Annotated in this window: 13 protein-coding genes; 12 read left to right on the top strand and 1 reads right to left on the bottom strand. The window is 46.1% G+C overall.

What is annotated here, in order from left to right:
* Nucleotides 1-17 precede the first annotated feature (17 nt).
* The 4 genes from ACR1R9_RS06345 to ACR1R9_RS06360 all read left to right on the top strand — a co-directional run bounded on the left by ACR1R9_RS06345 (nt 18) and on the right by ACR1R9_RS06360 (nt 3,174).
* The gene (locus tag ACR1R9_RS06345; protein ID WP_099858217.1) at nt 18-746 is read left to right on the top strand and encodes a ThuA domain-containing protein; all 729 of its coding nucleotides are present in this window, start codon (nt 18-20) and stop codon (nt 744-746) included.
* A 321-nt stretch (nt 747-1,067) separates the two neighbouring features.
* Complete coding sequence (locus tag ACR1R9_RS06350; RefSeq protein WP_148661829.1) at nt 1,068-1,364, top strand: winged helix-turn-helix transcriptional regulator; 297 nt, start codon at nt 1,068-1,070, stop codon at nt 1,362-1,364.
* 167 nt (nt 1,365-1,531) lie between these two features.
* Nucleotides 1,532-2,263 carry a hypothetical protein gene (locus ACR1R9_RS06355; protein ID WP_433921490.1) on the top strand — a complete coding sequence of 244 codons (732 nt, stop codon included), beginning with the start codon at nt 1,532-1,534 and terminating at the stop codon, nt 2,261-2,263.
* A gap of 197 nt (nt 2,264-2,460) precedes the next feature.
* Complete coding sequence (locus tag ACR1R9_RS06360; protein WP_063565665.1) at nt 2,461-3,174, top strand: hypothetical protein; 714 nt, start codon at nt 2,461-2,463, stop codon at nt 3,172-3,174.
* Between the two features lie 86 nt (nt 3,175-3,260).
* Here ACR1R9_RS06360 and ACR1R9_RS06365 read toward each other — a convergent pair whose 3' ends face one another.
* Complete coding sequence (locus ACR1R9_RS06365; RefSeq protein ID WP_076291848.1) at nt 3,261-3,977, bottom strand: Crp/Fnr family transcriptional regulator; 717 nt, start codon at nt 3,975-3,977, stop codon at nt 3,261-3,263.
* Between the two features lie 430 nt (nt 3,978-4,407).
* On the opposite strand from ACR1R9_RS06365, the gene adhE reads away from it, so the two are divergent.
* From adhE to ACR1R9_RS06405, 8 genes are all read left to right on the top strand, one after another.
* Entirely contained in the window at nt 4,408-7,020 is a 2,613-nt protein-coding gene (adhE, locus tag ACR1R9_RS06370; protein ID WP_433921489.1) for a bifunctional acetaldehyde-CoA/alcohol dehydrogenase, read from the top strand.
* A 574-nt stretch (nt 7,021-7,594) separates the two neighbouring features.
* Nucleotides 7,595-9,853, top strand: coding sequence for a formate C-acetyltransferase (gene pflB / locus ACR1R9_RS06375; RefSeq protein ID WP_076291850.1), 2,259 nt, complete (start codon nt 7,595-7,597; stop codon nt 9,851-9,853).
* A gap of 90 nt (nt 9,854-9,943) precedes the next feature.
* Nucleotides 9,944-10,696 carry a pyruvate formate-lyase-activating protein gene (pflA, locus tag ACR1R9_RS06380; RefSeq protein ID WP_076291851.1) on the top strand — a complete coding sequence of 251 codons (753 nt, stop codon included), beginning with the start codon at nt 9,944-9,946 and terminating at the stop codon, nt 10,694-10,696.
* A 215-nt stretch (nt 10,697-10,911) separates the two neighbouring features.
* The gene (locus ACR1R9_RS06385; RefSeq protein ID WP_099858215.1) at nt 10,912-12,276 is read left to right on the top strand and encodes an extracellular solute-binding protein; all 1,365 of its coding nucleotides are present in this window, start codon (nt 10,912-10,914) and stop codon (nt 12,274-12,276) included.
* A gap of 163 nt (nt 12,277-12,439) precedes the next feature.
* Nucleotides 12,440-13,324, top strand: a complete 885-nt coding sequence (locus ACR1R9_RS06390; protein WP_076291853.1) for a carbohydrate ABC transporter permease — start codon at nt 12,440-12,442, stop codon at nt 13,322-13,324.
* Entirely contained in the window at nt 13,324-14,154 is an 831-nt protein-coding gene (locus ACR1R9_RS06395) for a carbohydrate ABC transporter permease (protein ID WP_063565672.1), read from the top strand. The genes ACR1R9_RS06390 and ACR1R9_RS06395 overlap by 1 nt, the downstream gene beginning before the upstream one ends.
* Nucleotides 14,155-14,185: 31 nt before the next feature.
* Nucleotides 14,186-16,027: a cache domain-containing sensor histidine kinase gene (locus ACR1R9_RS06400; RefSeq protein ID WP_076291854.1), complete on the top strand. Its 1,842-nt coding sequence runs from the start codon at nt 14,186-14,188 to the stop codon at nt 16,025-16,027.
* Complete coding sequence (locus tag ACR1R9_RS06405) at nt 16,024-17,658, top strand: response regulator transcription factor (RefSeq protein WP_433921488.1); 1,635 nt, start codon at nt 16,024-16,026, stop codon at nt 17,656-17,658. Before ACR1R9_RS06400 ends, ACR1R9_RS06405 begins: the two co-directional genes overlap by 4 nt.
* Nucleotides 17,659-17,671: the final 13 nt, after the last annotated feature.

Genomic DNA, 17,671 nt, shown 5'->3' on the forward strand with positions numbered 1-17,671 from the left:
CTAGGGGGAAATTGAATATGATTAACGTCACCATTTGGAATGAATTTGTCCATGAGAAAATTCACGATGAAGTAAGGGAAGTCTACCCAGACGGTTTGCATATGGCTTTGGCAAACGGACTGGGAGGCGAAGGCTTTGCCATTCGCACTGCAACACTGGATCAGCCTGAGCATGGATTAACTGATGAGGTGCTGAATTCTACAGATGTGCTTATATGGTGGGGACATATGGCGCATGATCGTGTGAGCGACGAGATAACTCAGAAGGTTGCACAGCGGGTCCTGGATGGTATGGGGTTGATTGTGCTGCACTCCGGTCACTTCTCCAAGCCATTCAAAGCGCTGATGGGCACAAGTTGTGATCTGAAATGGCGTGAAGCCAATGAGCAGGAGATTATCTGGTGTGTGAATCCATCCCATCCGATTGCCGAGGGCATCAACAGCAAGATAATTCTGGAAAAAGAAGAAATGTACGGGGAATTCTTCGATATTCCAGTACCGGATGAGCTGGTGTTTGTAAGCAACTTCCAAGGCGGAGAGGTATTCCGGAGCGGATGTACGTTCCTCCGCGGTTCAGGTAAAATCTTCTATTTCCGTCCAGGTCATGAAACTTATCCGACCTTCTATAATCCGGAAATTTTAAAAGTGATCAGCAATGGAGTGAAGTGGGCATATCCTACGCGCAACGTTAAGCCTGAATTTGGCTTCAGCGAGCCTGTGAGATCACTTGGTAACGTGCTGGTTTAAGCTGCAAATTGGCTGTATGAACGCATAAAATAAACGATAAACCAGAGAACCCTTCTCCAAGTCAAGTATGACTGTGGCAGCGGGGTTCTTTTTGGGTAAGATAGCTACATGGGAGTTAGACGATATTTTCCCATGGTTCCGTTGTCCCATGTGATGTATACTGAGTTGTATCATCGAAGTTGAGTTATGCTCTAAAATTTTAACTTTTTAGCGGCAGACGTTTTCTTTGAGACTTAAATATGTTATTATGAAATATACTAACTAAACGTAAGTTGAGTGATCTCTAAAGAGGTGATTAATGTGGAAGGCCAAGATTTGCGGATGTGTCCGCGCTTTGAGACGGCGTTTTCTTTTCTGGGTAAGCGCTGGAACGGTCTGATTATTCAAACGTTGATGAGTGGTTCGAAGCGATTCAAGGATATCTCCAACCTGATACCATCCATGAGTGATAAGATGTTGTCAGAACGGATGAAAGATCTGGAAAGCGAAGGAATTCTGATCCGTCATGTCTATCCGGAGACGCCAGTTCGTATTGAATATGAACTGACAGAGAAAGGCAAGGCGCTACAGCCTGTTATGAATCAAATTCAAGACTGGGCAGAGCAGTGGGTTGAGTAGTAACAGCTTCCCCGGCTCAAACTAAGTGAACTGTTGGGATAAAGGCTCTTGGTTTCCAGTGGAAATCAGGAGTTTTTGTCTTCACGGTCCTGCACATGTTGTCGCGAGTTGTAGTATAATTGTAAATAAAATGGCCGCAGGCGGCCGGAGCGAGGAGGCCACTTGTCATGAGAGAAGAAAGCTTATCCCGTGAAGTACGCTACGGCAAGCAAGATATTGCAGAACTTGAGAGCGCATCCATCCAGGTACATCTAATCTACAAAAAAGCTGCGGAGCTATTTAAACGAACTTCATATTCCGCGTCGGTTAAGGATGATGTTGCAGGAGAGAAGACTCATTCCACGAATAGCAATGGTCAGGTAACGGCTCCGGCGGTACTGCAAAAATGGATTCAGACAGCAAGAGGCTGGAAATGTATCGGATGTGAACTGAGACAACCCGATTCCATCGGAGCACAGACTGAAGCCAACTTTCATGAAGAACGTGTGTATCTGGATGTGGGCGAAGGTCGTTTTGTTCAAGCGGAGATGCTGATTCAGGCGATTGTATGGTCACAATATGAGAAGATCCGCCTGTTCGCGCCTTGGCTGGGTGATGACACCTTCTACACTGTACAGGAGCTGGATGTGATTGCCCGTTATATTGTACCTACCTATTTCTCCGAACGGCCGCTGCATGAGCAGGGCAAGGTATCCAAGGTACACCATTCATATGGTCAGATTCCGTTCTATCAGGAATATGTGGATGCACCTTCGTTCTGTGTACAGGTGGACGGTGGATTACTTGAAGGGCGTTTGCTGACAGGTGTTTATGTGTCGGAGGAACAGTTCTTTGGGCTCAATCCGTATCTGAAGGATGGAGACGGGGGCCGTACCTACATGCAGGCTTGTGTCCAGTAACCATGTTATTCAATAGACCTTAAAGATAATTAGGAGCCAAAGGGCCTGCTTGCAGGCTCTTTGTGCTGTACAAACCAGTTATGGACGCTACTGGATGAAAAGTAACGGCATTGACACTTTTTTTGCATGAATTTTGTGCCATAATAGAGGTTATGGACAACAGGGTGAATGATTTTACGCAGGGTGGTGTTACCTACATGAAGAAGAGAATCCCCGGTTACATAGGTATATGTCTGCTTATTCTGGTTATATTAGCCGGTTGTAGCGAGACACAGCCTTCCGAACAGCCAATCGTTAAAGAGACCGAATCGCAGAATACGATCACTGTGGCAGTGGATGGCAGCACTTTTTTGCCTGACGCAACGAAGTCCATTAAGAGAGATTTTAGTGAAGGTCTGACGCTCAAGAAAGCACTGTTGAACAGTGGACTTGTCGATTTTACAGCAGATGGAAAGCGGATCCAATCCGTGGGGGAAGTTTCTCTGGACTCCTCACTTAGCTGGGCAGTCAAACTGAATGGCAAGGATATTGACCCGGAAAATTGGGACATGGAACTTCATGTCAAAGATGAAGTGATCATATATGTAAAAGCCGCTGACAGTGGGGGAGACGATGTTGTTTACCAAACAACATTACTCAAGGTGAGCGGTGGAAATATTATGCCAAATCTCAATCGTCAATATGCCGGGGTGTATGTTCAGGAATGTACTGTGCGTGATGTATTGAAGTCCAGTGGGATTGTAAGAATGTCGGAAAACAACAAGTTCGTCGTTTCCGTTGAAAATGTAATTCCCCGGATGAACCAACGCTGGATGATCATGGTGAATGATAAGGAACTGATGGAAAACGGTTTGGACATGAAATTGAATCCACGTGATGCAGTAAAGCTTGAGTTGACTACTGTATCTTAAGTATAACAAAAGCCCAATCTTCGTTATAGAAGATGGGCTTTTTTCATTTGCGTATCAAATGTTTACAAGATGGGGAAAGCGTCAAATCAAATTCGGCAAATCTCGTTAGGACACAATTCACAGTGACAGATGCCCTGGAGCATGTGCAGATCCTTGATGACAATCATGCCGTTGTCGTATTCAATGGCGTCTTTTTTACGCAGATCGCTTAACATACGGTTGACACTTTCACGGGTCGCTCCAATCATATTGGACAGATCCGTGTGCGTTATTTTTTTATGAATCATGACATGCTCTCCATGGGGTTCGCCGTAGGAATTGGACAATCGAATTAGCGTGGAGCAGAGTGCACCTGGTTTCCCATATAACATCAGATCACGGAATTTGGTTTGGGTTAACCGGTGATGGATACCCATCCATTTCATAAAGTCGATCGCAAAGTCACAGTGTTGGCAGATCAGCATCTCCAGGTCTTTATGCTCCAGTACACCGATCTCACTATCCTCCAGCACTTCCGCCGAAAAGCTGTGTTTCGATCCGAAGAACGGATCAGCCTGCCCAATCATATCACCGGATTGATACATGTACATAATCAGTTCCTTGCCTTCATCCGTGGATTTGGTGATCTGAGCACGGCCCCGTTTCATATAATAAAGTTTGTCAGAGACATCTCCTTCCCAATACAGATGGGTTCCTTCCGGATAGGTTCTGTCCTTCATCGTTACGAGCAGATGGTTGAAATTCGCTTCCGAGAAACAGTTGGTATTTCCGCGTTTTTCCAGTACACTCAGTTGTTCTCTCATAAGTCTATCTCCCCTTTGTGTCCATCGGACGGCCTTCTGCAGCTTGGACTGGCCCCCGTGGTTCGCCGCAAACCGTTGCCGTCCTGATCAGGGTCATCTCTCGGCCGGGAAGGACGGTACAAATTGCGGTGGTTCAATTTTTAAGTTCAGTATATACCTTATCTTGCCGTTTGAGGGGCGTGGAAAGGGGGCAAAAATGGCGAAATTTCAAACATTGTGATTAAATTCACTTTCTGAAGGGGAGGATGAATCTGACAGCCCTATAGTTTAAATAGGAAGTGTAAATGGCTAAGTGAGGGACACTAAAAAACTTAAATTAAATTTGTTATACTTTGTGAAAAAAATCACATAATTAACTCTTTCCCCATGATACGATGTGAATGTAAAGAAGAGAGACAAACCAATACGAACCTTTAGGAGGATGAGGGAGATGGCTGTAAAGAACGAAGTCGCCCCAGTAAAAGAACCGACAGCAGGTCAGTATATTCAAACGTTAATTGACAAAGCGAATAAAGCACATGCAGCATTCATGTCCATGGATCAGAAACAGATTGACCGCATCGTGCAAGCGATGGCGCTGGCAGGTCTCGACAAACATATGATGCTCGCCAAGATGGCCGTGGAAGAAACAGGCCGGGGTGTGTATGAGGATAAAATCACCAAAAATATATTTGCAACAGAGTATGTATATCATAGCATCAAATATGACAAAACAGTAGGGGTTATTGAAGATAATGAGTACGAAAGTTTCCAGAAAATTGCGGAGCCTGTCGGCATTATCATGGGGATTACCCCGGTAACGAATCCGACATCCACCACAATGTTCAAAGCACTGATTTCCATCAAAACGCGTAACCCGATCATCTTCGGTTTCCACCCATCTGCACAGAACTGTAGCCGGGAAGCTGCCAAAATTTTGCGAGATGCTGCAGTGAAGCATGGTGCTCCAGCGGATTGTATCCAGTGGATAGATGATCCTTCAATGGATCGTACAAACGCGCTGATGAATCATAACGATGTGGCGCTCATTCTGGCAACAGGCGGGTCAGGCATGGTACGGGCGGCATACAGCTGTGGTAAACCGGCACTGGGCGTAGGGCCAGGGAACGTACCTTGCTTTATTGAGAAAAGCGCAGATATCAATCAAGCGGTAACGGATCTGATTTTGTCCAAATCGTTTGATAACGGCATGATCTGTGCTTCCGAGCAAGCAGTCATCATCGAAGAACCGATCTTTGATCAGGTGAAAAAGAAAATGATCGCGAACGGCTGTTACTTCGTCAACAAGGATGAGGCTGCGAAACTGACCGCAGGTGCGATTAATGCTGAGAAATGTGCGGTGAACCCGGCGATAGTTGGTCAATCTGCAGTCAGCATTGCGCAAATGTGCGGTATCGAGGTCCCTGCTAACACCAAAATTCTCGTAGCCGAGATTGAAGGGGTAGGTACAAAATTCCCGTTGTCGGCTGAAAAACTAAGCCCGGTACTGGCTTGTTACAAAGTGAAAACGGCAGCTGAAGGGATTGAGCGTGCAGCAGAAGTGGTTGCTTTTGGCGGCATGGGTCACTCCTCTGTTATTCATTCGACGAACGAAGAAGTCATTGGCAAATTCGCAGAGCGTCTGCAAACCGGACGGATTATCGTGAATTCGCCATCTACACACGGTGCCATCGGTGACATCTACAACACCAACATGCCGTCACTGACGTTGGGCTGCGGATCGTATGGACGTAACTCGACTTCTTCCAACGTAACCGCTGTGAACTTAATCAACGTGAAAAGGGTGGCTCGCCGTACCGTGAATATGCAGTGGTTCAAAGTGCCGAACAAAGTCTACTTCGAAAAAGGTGCAACACAGTATCTTGCCAAAATGCCGGACATCACACGCGTAGCCATTATTACCGATGCGATGATGGTCAAACTCGGTTATGTGGAAAAAGTAGAGCACTATCTGCGTCAACGTCAAATGCCAGTAGCTATTGAAGTGTTCTCTGATGTCGAACCCGATCCATCGACAACAACGGTAGATCGCGGTACAGAAATGATGCGCCGCTTCCAGCCAGACTGCATTATCGCACTCGGTGGGGGATCACCGATGGATGCTGCCAAAGCGATGTGGCTGTTCTATGAATATCCTGACACAGACTTTAACGACTTGAAGCAAAAATTCATGGATATCCGCAAACGGATCTACAAATATCCACGTCTCGGCGTGAAAGCGAAATTCGTAGCGATTCCGACAACTTCGGGCACAGGTTCGGAAGTAACATCGTTCGCGGTTATTACAGATAAAAATCAAGGAAATACCAAATATCCGCTGGCAGATTACGAGTTGACACCAGACGTGGCGATCGTGGATCCTGAGTTTGTATATACTCTGCCTAAAACGGCTGTCGCAGACACAGGTATGGACGTACTGACGCATGCGATCGAAGCGTATGTCTCCGTTATGGCGAATGATTACACGGATGGACTCGCGATCAAAGCGATTCAACTGGTATTCCAATACCTCGAGCAATCGGCGCTGCAAGGTGACAAATTGGCTCGTGAGAAAATGCATAACGCTTCGACGATTGCCGGTATGGCTTTTGCCAACGCATTCCTGGGCATTAACCACAGCTTGGCGCACAAATGGGGCGGTCAGTACCACACTGCACATGGACGTACCAATGCGATCCTGATGCCGCACGTCATTCGCTACAATGCGAAAAAACCGACGAAGTTTGCATCGTTCCCGAAATATTCGCACTTTGTGGCAGATGAGCGTTATGCCGAAATTGCCCGCATTCTGGGATTGCCTGCACGTACAACAGAAGAAGGGGTGACCAGCCTCATCAATGCCATTCGCAAACTGAATAAAACATTGGGTATTGAAGAGTCGTTCCAAGAAATCGGATTCGATGCCAAAGACTTTGAGGCACATGTCGATTATCTGGCAGACCGCGCATTCGAGGACCAATGTACAACAGCCAATCCAAAACTGCCGCTGGTGACTGAACTGGCAGATGTGTACCGCAACGCTTTCTACGGCAAGTTTGAATAACAACTAAAGCAGCAGTATGATTCAGGCATATAGTCAGGGTTCCCCGTAAGGGGAGCCCCGATTGCCGTCTTTCCTGTAAAAAAAGGTATAACGTAATCCTTGCAGTTGTCTTTTTTAAAAGAGGTTACACGGAATCCGTGATGTTACTTTTTGAACCAGGTATTCACACCATAACGAAGAGGGAAGAAAGAACTGAAGAAGCGAAGCGCTCGCCTTTATCCCCGTATTTTACCCTTAAAAAATAGAATCAATAAAATTCGGGGGTAACAGCGATCGGAAGTTGTTCTGTCCGCGCAGTGGCTAAGTGTGAATTTGCAGGGTTCACCATGACACAGCACAGGTGGAGTGAGGATGGTCACAAACTTTGTGATAAAAATCACAGATGATGAAAGAACGAAGTCGTATACTGAAAATGTAAGAAAAACATTCATCCGCGGTTCCGGTTCCCAAGTAGAGAGAACATGTTCCGGCTTACATGTGAAAAATATCACATTAATCGCGGCTCTGGGCACAGATGAGACGAGTGAAGCATCCTGTCATGTGTCCGGAAATCCAAATTTGTGGAGGGATTACTATGTCGGTGATCGAAAAAGATGTCAAACAACAAACAGGTTGGAGAAACTTTACCAAAGGAACATGGACGAAATCCGTAGATGTGAATGATTTTCTAGTACGCAACTTATCACCTTACTATGGCGACGAAGCATTTCTTGCAGGTGCAACTCAGAATACAAAAGAGTTATGGGATATCGTATCCGATCTGACCAAAAAAGAGCGCGATAATGGCGGGGTACTCGATGTTGACGTAAACACGCCAGCAACGATTGTTTCTCACCAACCCGGTTATCTGGATAAATCCAAAGAGCAGATTGTTGGTGTTCAAACGGATGCTCCATTCAAACGTTCCATTCAGCCATTCGGTGGAATTCGCATGATGATTGATGCTTGTGAAGCTTATGGTTTTGAAATGCCTCAAGGCGTCATTGATATATTTACGAACATCCGCAAAACACATAATCAGGGCGTATTTGATGCTTATACATCCGAAATGCGTGCAGCACGTAAAGCAGGGATTATTACCGGTCTGCCTGATGCTTACGGCCGTGGCCGGATCATCGGTGACTATCGCCGGGTAGCTCTGTATGGCGTGGACTTCCTGATTCGAAATAAAAAAGGTGAGCTGAATGCGCTTGAAGTCGATGTGATTGATGAAGATGTCATTCGCCTGCGTGAAGAACTGTCTGAGCAGATTCGTGCATTGCAAGAATTGAAACAACTGGGTGAAATGCATGGTTTCGATATTTCGTTGCCAGCCACAACCGCAAAAGAAGCGTTCCAATGGCTCTACTTCGGTTACCTGGCTGCGATCAAAGAGCAAAATGGTGCGGCAATGTCGCTCGGACGTGTTTCTTCGTTCCTTGATATTTACATTGAACGTGATTTGCAAGAAGGCTTGCTAACTGAAGAACAGGCTCAAGAACTGGTTGACCATTTTGTTATGAAACTGCGGATCGTCAAATTCCTGCGTACGCCAGATTATAATGAATTGTTCAGTGGAGACCCAACATGGGTAACTGAATCCATCGGTGGCATGTCCGTAAATGGAGAAACCCGTGTTACGAAAAACAGCTTCCGTTTCCTGCACACCCTGAACAACCTTGGCCCTGCACCTGAGCCGAACCTGACTGTACTTTGGTCCACAAAGCTTCCGGAGGCTTTCAAACAATACTGTACGAAAGTATCCATCGAAACGAGCTCCATCCAGTATGAAAATGATGATCTGATGCGTCCGATCTACGGAGACGATTATGGTATTGCTTGCTGCGTATCTGCGATGAAAATCGGGAAACAAATGCAGTTCTTCGGCGCTCGTGCGAACCTGGCAAAAGCATTGCTGTATGCAATCAACGGCGGTCGTGATGAGAAATCGGGAGCACAAGTTGGACCTGAATATCCGGCGATCACAAGCGAAGTGCTGGAGTACAATGAAGTTATGAAACGTTTCAAACCGATGATGGAATGGCTCGCCAAACTGTATATGAACTCACTCAACGTCATTCACTACATGCATGACAAATACAGCTATGAGCGTATTGAAATGGCCCTACATGACCGTGACATTGTACGTACGATGGCTTGTGGTATTGCTGGTCTCTCGGTTGCAGCAGACTCTCTGAGTGCCATCAAGTATGCGAAAGTCAAACCGATCCGCAACGAACAAGGCATCGCAATTGATTTTGAAATTGAAGGCGACTTCCCTTGTTACGGTAACAATGAAGACAGTGTCGATAGCATTGCAGTTGAACTGGTGGAAAGCTTCATGGGCATGATTCGCAAACACAAAGCGTATCGTAATGCGATCCCAACACAGTCTGTACTGACGATCACATCGAACGTAGTGTATGGCAAAAAAACAGGTACAACACCTGATGGCCGTAAAGCAGGCGAACCGTTTGCTCCAGGGGCGAACCCAATGCATGGTCGGGATAAAAAAGGTGCACTGGCATCCCTTGGCTCAGTAGCCAAACTGCCGTACGAACACAGCCTTGACGGGATCTCTAACACATTCTCCATCGTGCCTAAAGCACTCGGAAAAGAGTCAGACACACGTAAATCCAATCTGGTTGCCATGATGGACGGTTATTTTGGTCAAGGGGCACACCATCTGAACGTGAACGTATTTGATCGCCAGCAGTTGATTGACGCGATGGATCACCCGGAAAACTATCCGCAGTTGACTGTACGGGTATCCGGTTACGCGGTTAACTTCATCAAACTGACACGTGAGCAACAACTCGATGTCATTAACCGGACCTTCCACGGTTCGATGTAACACGGGCTTAACTTAACAGTTCATAGGAGATAGGAGTAGAACCTCCATATTAAACGCACAGCGGATGCGATACAGAAAGGAAGAGGCAGCATGGTTAATGGACATATTCATTCACTCGAAACTTTCGGGACGGTTGACGGCCCAGGCATCCGCTTCGTGCTTTTTATGCAGGGATGTCTGCTCAAATGCCAGTATTGTCACAATCCGGATACATGGGCACTGGATGGTGGCAGGGAAATGAGTGTGGAGGAGGTACTGGCTGAAATCGAGCCATACCTGTCCTACTATCGCAGTTCCGGCGGAGGACTTACGGTATCCGGCGGGGAGCCAACATTACAGGCTCATTTTGTAGCCGAAGTTTTCAAAGAAGCGAAACGCCGCTGGGGATTGCATACTACGCTGGACAGCAACGGTTTCAATGAACCGGATCGGATTCATGATTTGTTAGATAACACGGACCTGGTTTTGTTGGATCTGAAGCACATTAATGATGAGAAACATATCAAGCTGACAGGTAAATCCAACGAGAGAACATTGCGCACCGCACAATGGTTATCGGACAATGGACGAAAAATGTGGATTCGCCACGTGTATGTGCCAGGGATTCACAATGAGGAAGAAGACTTGCTTAATCTGGGGCGGTTTATTGGAACGCTAAATGGAGTCGAGAAGTTCGAAATCCTGCCTTATCATCAGATGGGTATTTACAAATGGCAGGCGCTGGGGAAAGCCTATCCGCTTGACGGTGTTCCTTCTCCGAGTGATGAGGAAGTAGAACGAGCGTATCGTTTGATTGAACAAGGTCGTACGGAAACAGCTGGCGTGGCTTGTTCCAATAAGTAAATATTTATATATAGATCTACCAACCAAGCAGTCTTTGCGAACATGTTTCGCAGGGGCTGTTTTTTTACTGTTATCAATTGTAAATGCAAGATTATTTGTCCAGTGAAGGATTTTATCCCTCTATTGATGAATTGTCATCCTTACGATGTAAGCTACAACTTTTTATAATCAGAGTGTAAAGCCAAATGCTCAATATCTTGAGGGGGGTCATACGAATGAAAAAAGGAATGACATTACTGCTTTCATTATTGCTTATCGCATCATGGACATTGGCAGGTTGTTCGAGCTCAACTAACGAGCCACAACAGGGAGCAGGCAATACGCCTGCGGAGCCAAGCAAGGAACCGGTTGAGATGCTTCTCCGTCACACTCAGGTGGGTGCCGACAAACAAAAAAGGCTGGCCATTCTGCAGGACGTTGTGGCCAAAGTGGAGAGCGAAGTACCTAACCTGACCTTTACACTGGACGGAGTTGAATCCGATGTAAACCGTAAGGAGAAGCTTCGTGGTGAGATGGCAGCAGGCAATCCGCCGGATATCTTCGAATTGTTCGGTAGTCCGGACTCCAAAGTATATGCCAAGGAAGGCATGTTGTTAGATCTCACGCCGATCTTGCAAGAACTGGGCATTCAGGACCAATTCTCATCACTTGAGCCATTTACCTATGAAGGCAAAGTGTACGGACTGCCTATTGGCGGATCGGGTGAAGGATTCTTCTACAATAAAGAGTACTTTACGCAAAAAGGTTGGAAAGCGCCTTCAACAATGGCTGAGCTGGATAATATGCTCGCTGAGATCAAGGCTGATGGCAAAGTGCCACTTGCTTCTGCTTCCAAAGCAGGCTGGGTTCCACTCATGTTAACAAACCATCTGTGGTCCCGTTACGCTGGACCTGATATTACGGCGAAGTTTGCTACAGGCGAAGCCAAGTGGACTGATCCAGGCGTTGTCGCAGGATTCGCGAAGCATAAGGAATGGGTGGATAAAGGTTACTTCAAAAAAGGCGAGCTTGGCTTTGAGTATGCAGAATATACAACTCAATTTACGAGTGGTGAAGCGATTCTGATGTACGACGGTACATGGAAATCGTCTGTATTCAAGGAAGGACAGAGCGGTGAGTCACTCATTGGCAAGGTTGGTTTCTTCAATATGCCTCCAGTAGAGAACGGTGCAGGAGATCAAACAGCCCTGATGCGTGACGTCAATAACGGATACGGCTTCTCCGCAGCGGTTGCGGATGATCCTCAGAAGCTTGCGGCTGTTAAAGCCTTTATCAAAAACTTCTACAACGAAGATATGCAAGTTCGTGGACTCGTAGAAGACGGTGTGTTACCAGCAATGAAATTGGATGAAAAAGTGCTGACAGACAGCATCACTGACGATTTGATGAAAGAAATCGTAGCTGTTCTGAATGCATCGCAGACTTCATTCCCGGCTTTCGATGCACTCGTTCAAGCCGATGTAACGACAGAGATCAGTAACTTGCAAATTCAGAAGCTGGTTGGTGGACAGACGACACCAGAGAAAATGGCTGAAGAATTGCAGAAGGTTCAGGAAGAGGCTAATGCTTCAGTAGAATAATCGATCTTTAAGCGAAGAAGAGTACCTGCTAACACCATGCTGGTTTACCCCGGTTGGAACACTGCCGGGGTAAAACCCTTGGTCCTATCTAGAGAATTATACTGCTGAGGAATCTGCTCTATATACGAGCATAAGAAGTTGAAGTCACTGAAGGAGGTAGATCATGAATACTTCACTCCGCAGCCCGCTGATCTATACGTTGTTTGTGTTGCCGGCACTGATCTTGTTTATCATGTTTTTCCTGTATCCTATCGGCAGTTCGCTCTATTACAGTCTGACCAGTTGGAACGGTGTATCCGCAGAGCCGCGTTTTGTGGGACTGTCCAACTATGCAAAAGCATTGACAGATGAACGTTTTTGGATTTCTACGCGCAATAACGGTTTCTTTATCGCATTTTCGGTTTTGATCCAGGTGCCTCTCATTGTGCTGTTTTCCCTGCTCATTGCAAACGTGAAGAGATTGAAGGGATTATACAAAACAGCCGTCTTTTTGCCGTCCATTATGTCAACGGCCGTCATCGGTATTCTGTGGGGATTCATATACGAGCCTAACATCGGCCTGTTGAATCAGTTACTTGAAACCGTGGGTATTTCGCCAGTCTATTGGCTATCCGATAATCGGTTCGCAATGATATCCATTCTCGTAACCAATGCTTGGCAGTGGACAGGATTTTATATTGTCATGGTCTTGGCGGCCATTCTGGCTATTCCAAAGGATCTGGATGAAGCGGCAGCCATTGATGGAGCAACAGCCGTACAAAGAGCTTTCAAAATTACATTGCCACTTATCAGACCTATCATTTCCGTCGTCATCATGTTATCCATTGCCGGGGCGATGAAGGCAGCAGATATTGTTCTGGTTATGACCAAAGGTGGACCTGCAGGCTCTACCGAAGTGCTTGCTACGTATATGATCAAATATGCAATTACCAATTTCAAATACGGTTATGGCAATACGATTGCGGTTCTGATCTTTGCTCTGACGCTTGTGCTCACCGCGGTATATCAGTTGCTGGTGGCGAGACGCAACGAAAGGGTGGAATATTGATGGTAAAAAACATAAAAGGCAGTATACCTCATGTTTTGTTGATGTTGTATCTACTTGCGATTCTGTTTCCCTTTTTATTCGTAATCTTTTCTTCATTTAAGCAGGATAACAACGAAATTGCACTGAATCCGTTCGGTCTGCCTTCCACTTGGGTGTTTAATAACTACGTTGAGGCTTGGGTAAATGCCAAGATTGGAACGTATTTCTGGAACAGCATGTACATTTCGGTCTTGTCCTCAGTCGGAACCATTGTGCTTGGTGCTATGTTTGCTTTTGCTATAACGCGGATGAGACACCGCAAATGGAGCATGTTATTGTACAGTCTCATTCTGGCGGGCATGCTGATTCCAAATAATGCGCTCATGCTGCCGATTTATTTGCTTGTCCGCAAGCTCGGCATTTTGGATACTCATTTGGCGCTGATCATTCCTTATGTTGCGAATGCAATTCCGTTCACAATTATTATTTTGGCTGCTTTTATGCGGTCACTCCCTGGAGAAATTGAGGAAGCCGCGGTTATGGATGGGTTGAGGGCTCCGGGTATCTTTGCTAGAATAGTGATACCCCTTACAGTTCCAGCCATTGTTACGGTGTTTATCGTGAATTTCCTCGGCAACTGGAACGAATTTTTACTCGCCAACTATTTCTTATCCACCGATAAACTGCGTACATTGCCTGTCGGCATGGTCCAGTTTCGTGATCAGTATCAAATGAATTATGCCCAGATGTCAGCAGGCATTGTATACAGTGTTGTACCGGTTGTTGTAATCTACGCCATATTGCAGGAGAAAATCATTGAAGGCGTAACGGCAGGTAGTGTTAAAGGTTAATTAACGATGCGTTATATAGGGAGAACGGGAAATGAACTTGCGGATGAAGCTGGCCATGGCATTTCTGTTGCTCATCATTGTACCGATGTGCACGCTTGGAATCGGCATGTTCTTGGTCACATCACATACGATTGAGAAAAAATACAATCAGCAGTCTGAATATGCACTCCAGGCGATCAGCTATAATATCGAGAATGTTTTTCAGCAGATCAACAATGTCACGGACAACGGCATTGCCACATCGGTATTCCAGATGGCTTTGAACGCCAAAGATCCTAGCAAACAGGACCTTGGAATCGGTAATCAATTGTCGCTGAATGCCAGCCAGCGTAATTTCCGTTCCCTTTTATACAACTACCCGTTTATTAGTTATGCCTTCTTGTATGATTTGCGTCCGCGTTCGTCTCAAGATAACCAGATCGTTTCTATATTTACGAAAGAAAATTTTCAAGCGCTTCCTTTCCAACAATTTAAGGTTCATCCAATATTCAAAGAAATCCAGGAACTCAACGGCGTGCCCAAATGGCTGGCCCCTCTGGAATATCCTGAACTGACGGGCGTAGAGCCTGTCTTTACTCAGATTCGGTTGGTCAAGGAACTCAGTTATTTTCAGAATATTGGGGTCCTTGTCGTTCAGATTAAAAAAGGGGAGATGGACCGCATCTTCCGCCATCTGCAGATAAGTGATCCTGCACAGGATACTTCATTCCTGCTCATCAATGAAGAGGGTCTGATCGTATACGATCCTTCCGGACGCTACAGCGGAGAGAAGATGGAGAATCTGGGTGTGCGTTCTGGAATTTACGGACCAGGGTTCAGCAGCACCAGAGCAGTGTTCGATGGCAGTGAAAGCATCATTTCACAATATCATCTGAAAAACTATAACTGGAGTCTGGTCAGTGTCACTTCATGGGAAGCATTATCGGCAGAGACGAATGTGTTTGCTGGCTGGTCGATTATTATCATTCTGCTGTGCCTGCTTGCTGCGATGGTTTTCAATGTGTTCTTCATGAACCGGATTACCGGCAATATTGCGGTACTCGTACGATTCATGAGGCGTGTAGATGACGGGGACTTTAATGCCCGGGTCGAAGGAAGTGGCTTTGACGAGATGCAGCTGCTTGCCCAAGGGTTCAACGAATTGCTGGATCGCATCGGCGGTCTGTTCCGACGTGTGCGTGCAGAGCAGGAACAGAAGGCCAAGGCAGAACTACGCGTGCTTCAAGCCCAGATCAAACCTCATTTTCTATTTAACACGCTGGAATCCATTAACGGACTAGCCATGAGGGGAGAAGGGCGTAAAGTAAGTGAAATGGTGACACGTCTTGGCAATATGCTGCGGATCAGTATTCAGGATCAGGAGGAGATCTCGCTTAGTGAGGAGTTAAGGCACTTGCAGAGTTATCTTGAGATCCAGCATTACAGGTTTAGTGATTTGTTCCGGTACGAGATTGACATTCCATCTCATCTGTACACCTCATCTATACTCAAGCTAACCCTCCAACCTCTTGTGGAAAATAGTATTCAGCATGGGTTCGAGGGAATCGAATATCAGGGTGTACTTCGGATCAGTGCATTTGTGGAAAGGAATAACTTGGTGCTTCGAGTTGAGGATAATGGTATCGGTATTCCCCAGGAAATGTTGGCTCGATTCGAATACATGGCAGAAGACCCGCCTGAATACATCATGGCTGAGGGAACGAAGCAGCTGTCTTCAATGGCAGAGCGTCGAGGGCTGGGTTTAAGAAGTGTTGCAGATCGGATAAGGATTCAATATGGGGCCGGATACGGGGTGTTTATATGTTCCTCTCCGGGACATGGCACTATCATTCAATGTATTATTCCACAATATGAGCAGGGGGAAGATGAATGAATCTAACCGCGTTGTTGGTTGACGATGAGCTGCCGATTTTGGAGAATTTGAGTTTTATCTTGCCATGGGAAGACATGGGCATTGAAATTGTAGGTACGGCCAGAAGCGGGTCCGAAGCACTGGATAAAGTTGCTGAATGTCACCCTGACATCATGTTATGTGATATTCGCATGCCCTCTATGGATGGTCTGGAACTAATTCAAATATTGCGGGAACAAGGTGAAACTTGCGAGATTATTTTGCTGACAGGATATCAGCAGTTTGAGTATGCTCGTACGGCCATTCGTTACAATGTCCATGAATACATATGCAAACCAATCGATTACCTGGATCTGGAACAGAAATTGCGTGAGCTTGCTAGTCAGATTCAGAAGAAACGGTTGGAAGTGGAGGCTGAACGCCACCGCAAATCGGAGATGGAAGTATGGGTAAGGCACAAACATATCATTGACCTGATGCGAAAAGAGGAAGATTCATTATATTCTTCCCCTCCTTCTTCCTCCGAACCACAGGCATCTTCGTTACGATATATCCTGCTACTTATCGATGTGTCAGGTTATTTTAAACATTCGATCGGATGGTCTGGGGCTCGGCACCAAAGCTGGCATGGAATGGTCCGTTCCAAACTTAGGGAGATTACAGACCGGATTTATGAAGGAACTCTGCTGATTTCGGCCCGTAAGGGAGAATGGTGCATGTTGGTGGAGGCGTCAGATGAATGGAGACTGCGAGCAGATGCACTGGCTCAACAGGTCCAGTTGGAACTAGATACGACATTTGAGATAGGTTCAGGCATGAAGACAAGGGTCATTCAGGATGTTATGCCTGTGAAACTGAATGATCAGATGGCTGAGCGATACCGGCACTGTCAGCGATTACTAATCATGAATGATTCTAATCAGCGCAGCGATGCGCAGGAACAAGAATCTGCTGAGCACTCTATCATGTCATCCAAAGAACCTTCCAGCAGGACAACAATGTGGATTACAAAAGAGGATTTGGACTTGATCACCCGCTGGATCAAACAGGGAAATAAACAAGGATTGATAGAACTGCTAGTGAGGCTCAAACATCAGATGAGCGAGCATAAAAGTACGCTGGATGGCGTAGCCGAAAATAGTCTGCGTTTTCTGCTGGTACATATGCTTCGTGAATTGCGCGAAGTACATGTCATGGCTGAACAGGACGAAATGCACTTCTGGAGCGCATTGCATTCAGCAACCTCCATCAAGGAATTAATCGAACTGGCGGAGGCACTTGCTTATGTTTGTCATGATAAGAAAAGTGTACCTCGCCCCTCTGTGTCTGAGCTGATCAGTTCTGCGTGCGAGTATATGAACGCCAGATTGGAATGTGATCTGGGCATTGATGAGGTAGCTGATTGGCTGGGCATCAGTCCGGGCTACTTTTGCCAGCTGTTCAAAAATCAGATGGGTGTAACCTTTGTTGAATATATGACCCATAAGCGAATGGAGAGTGCGGCCTTATTATTGAGTACAACGGAATGGAGTATTACAGCCATTGGAGAAGCGACGGGGTATAAGGAACGGCGATATTTCTCCAAGGTGTTCCATAAACATTTTCACATGAAACCATCAGAATTCAGGTCAAACCAAAGAGCAGGTTCATAATGGGGAGGAAAGC

Source organism: Paenibacillus taichungensis (assembly GCF_050994985.1).
In the GTDB taxonomy this organism is placed as follows: Bacteria; Bacillota; Bacilli; order Paenibacillales; family Paenibacillaceae; genus Paenibacillus; species Paenibacillus taichungensis.